Origin of the sequence: Thermogutta sp., assembly GCF_014359955.1 — a bacterium.
Lineage (GTDB): Bacteria > Planctomycetota > Planctomycetia > Pirellulales > Thermoguttaceae > Thermogutta.
The window spans coordinates 1-1,509 of record NZ_JACIYL010000955.1 but is presented as its reverse complement, the minus strand read 5'-3'; the positions used below and the strand labels follow the sequence as shown (position 1 = coordinate 1,509).

General features: G+C 58.4%; 3 protein-coding genes. 1 reads left to right on the top strand and 2 read right to left on the bottom strand.

What is annotated here, in order from left to right:
* The coding region (locus tag H5U08_RS18520) for a flagellin (protein WP_297036546.1) at positions 1 to 698 on the top strand (698 nt) is incomplete at its 5' end.
* Between the two features lie 76 nt (positions 699 to 774).
* Here H5U08_RS18520 and H5U08_RS18515 read toward each other — a convergent pair.
* Positions 775 to 1,272 (bottom strand): hypothetical protein, encoded by a 498-nt coding sequence (locus H5U08_RS18515; protein WP_297036544.1) that lies wholly within the window; start codon positions 1,270 to 1,272, stop codon positions 775 to 777.
* 82 nt (positions 1,273 to 1,354) lie between these two features.
* Positions 1,355 to 1,453, bottom strand: coding sequence for a DUF3470 domain-containing protein (locus H5U08_RS18510; protein ID WP_297036549.1), 99 nt, complete (start codon positions 1,451 to 1,453; stop codon positions 1,355 to 1,357).
* Between the last annotated feature and the right edge of the window lie 56 nt (positions 1,454 to 1,509).

Sequence of the window (1,509 nt, the reverse complement as noted above, 5' to 3'; positions counted from 1 at the left end):
GACTGGTGTTCAAGGCAGTCGAATTCGGGTCAGATGCGTTTGTCTCGGTGAAGGCCCTCAATGGGACAAGCTTCACTGTAACGGACCGCGACGGAAACCAGGCGACGCGGAGCGCGGGTACGGACGTGCAGGTGCTGGTGAACGGCATCGCAGCGGTTGGCAAGGGACTTAGGGCGTCTATCAATACAGCCGCGCTCGATCTTTCATTCAGCGTCTCAGAGAATCTGGCAGACGGCACAATGACGGCATTCCGCATCGTGGGCGGCGGAGCCCAATTCCAGCTTGGCCCCGATGTTGTCTCCAACCAGCAGGCCCGCTTGGGAATCCAGAGTGTCAACACCGCGAAGCTCGGCGGAGTTTCAGGCCGACTGTTCGAATTGCGCTCGGGGGGTGCCAAATCACTTACCCGCGATGTGAATGGGGCAGCCGCCGTGGTCGAAGAAGTCATCTCGCAAATCACGACACTCCGCGGCCGATTAGGAGCCTTCCAGCGAACCACCCTGGAGACCAATATCAGCTCCCTCAACGACACGCTGGAGAACCTAACAGCGGCGGAGAGCTCGATCCGGGATGCCGACTTTGCCGCCGAAAGTGCGGCTCTGACGCGAGCGCAAATACTCGTCCAATCGGGTGTCTCGGTCCTGGCTATCGCCAACAACAACCCGCAAGCGGTGTTGGCTCTCCTTCGCGGTGGGTGAACGGTGAAGGTACTCTCCGCATAGGAACTTCGTATTGAGAAAGCCGGATTGATTGCAGGGATCGATCCAGCAGCAATCAACCGGAATGTTCAGACGCCCCGGCTTCTCCCGTGTTCTGTGCCGAGGCGTTCGAGCCCGCACCGCGCAGATGTTTGCCGTTTCCGTGAATCCGCTTCAGTTTATCTGCGAGGAGTGACAGCCGGACCTGTTCCAGGTCGCTGCGGTGTTTGAGCTGATTGAAATGGTAGAATCCAACGAGGAGATCGCCCGTGGCCAAGATCACCAGCCAGAGGGTGAGCAGAGCGGCTACCGTCCAGTAGCCGATGGCCCAAAGGGGGTGTTCAGTGTCAGAGAACATCAATCGCCCTGCCCAGAGGAGCAGACCGAGGACGATCATGAGAAAGCTGATCTGGGCACGACGGTAAAACCGCCGACGAAGAAATTCCACGTCGGATAATGCGGTTTTCCGCGAGAGCACCGACCAGGCGCGGGCTTGCCACGCCAAAAAAACAACCCCTGCGGCCACGATTGCCCAGGGGAAAACCATGTCGCTCCATTCGGCCCAGCCGTTCATGCTCCCGATCCCCTATCCGAGGGGATATTGTGCCCTGGCTCGCCAGGGTCGACGGGCCAGGAAGTTGGCGTTCAATGCGATATCACGCTTCGCAGAGCGGTTTCTTCTTTTCCGTAATTTTCGGGCACTGGGGCGCCATTTCCGCGTTGATCTTAATGTACTCTTTCCACTCTTCTGGCACATTATCTGCAAGGAAAATTGCGTCCACCGGACATTCGGGGACACACGCCTCGCAGT

What these genes read in the sequence shown, in the direction of transcription:
- H5U08_RS18515 (WP_297036544.1), bottom strand. Translation starts at nt 1,272, where the DNA reads ATGAACGGCTGGGCCGAATGGAGCGACATGGTTTTCCCCTGGGCAATC.